Annotated in this window: 2 protein-coding genes; both read left to right on the top strand. The window is 64.7% G+C overall.

Features of this window, described 5'->3' with window-relative positions; genetic code table 11:
• A partial coding sequence (locus HX873_RS31405) for an urease accessory protein UreF (protein ID WP_305729313.1) occupies positions 1-261 on the top strand: 261 nt, incomplete at its 5' end.
• 23 nt (positions 262-284) lie between these two features.
• On the top strand, positions 285-730 hold a 446-nt coding region (ureG, locus tag HX873_RS31410), incomplete at its 3' end, for an urease accessory protein UreG (protein WP_177123854.1).

The raw sequence follows: 730 nt of genomic DNA on the forward strand, positions 1-730 counted from the left end.
GCCTGGCAGATCAGCCCGGATGACGCCTTGGCCGCCTGGCTGTGGAGTTGGCTGGAAAACCAATTGGCGGTGCTGATGAAGACGCTGCCTCTGGGCCAACAAGCCGCCCAGCGCCTGACCAGCGAACTGCTGCCGCTGCTGCAACAAGCCCAGCAGGACGCCAGCCAGCTTGACCCCAATCACTACGGCAGCGCCGCGTTTGGCCTGTCCCTGGCGTGCATGGCCCATGAGCGCCAGTACAGCCGCCTGTTCCGTTCCTAGGGCACTTTATCTTGGAGAATCACATGAACACCCAACCCCTGCGCGTCGGCATCGGCGGCCCGGTCGGCTCCGGCAAGACCGCCCTGACCCTGGCCCTGTGCCTGGCCCTGCGTGATCGCTACAACCTGGCGGTGGTCACCAACGATATCTACACCCGCGAAGACGCCGACTTCCTGGTGCGCAACCAGGCCCTGGCGCCCGAGCGCATCATCGGTGTGGAAACCGGCGGCTGCCCCCACACCGCGATTCGCGAAGACGCCTCCATCAACCTCGAAGCGGTAGACCAACTGAACCGGCGCTTTCCCGGCCTGGACCTGATCCTGGTGGAATCCGGCGGCGACAACCTGTCGGCTACCTTCAGCCCGGAACTGTCGGACCTGACCATCTACGTGATCGATGTGTCGGCCGGTGACAAGCTGCCGCGCAAAGGCGGGCCGGGGATCTGCAAATCCGACCTGCTGGTGATCAA

It is taken from the genome of Pseudomonas sp. P7758 (assembly GCF_013386485.1).
GTDB lineage: Bacteria > Pseudomonadota > Gammaproteobacteria > Pseudomonadales > Pseudomonadaceae > Aquipseudomonas.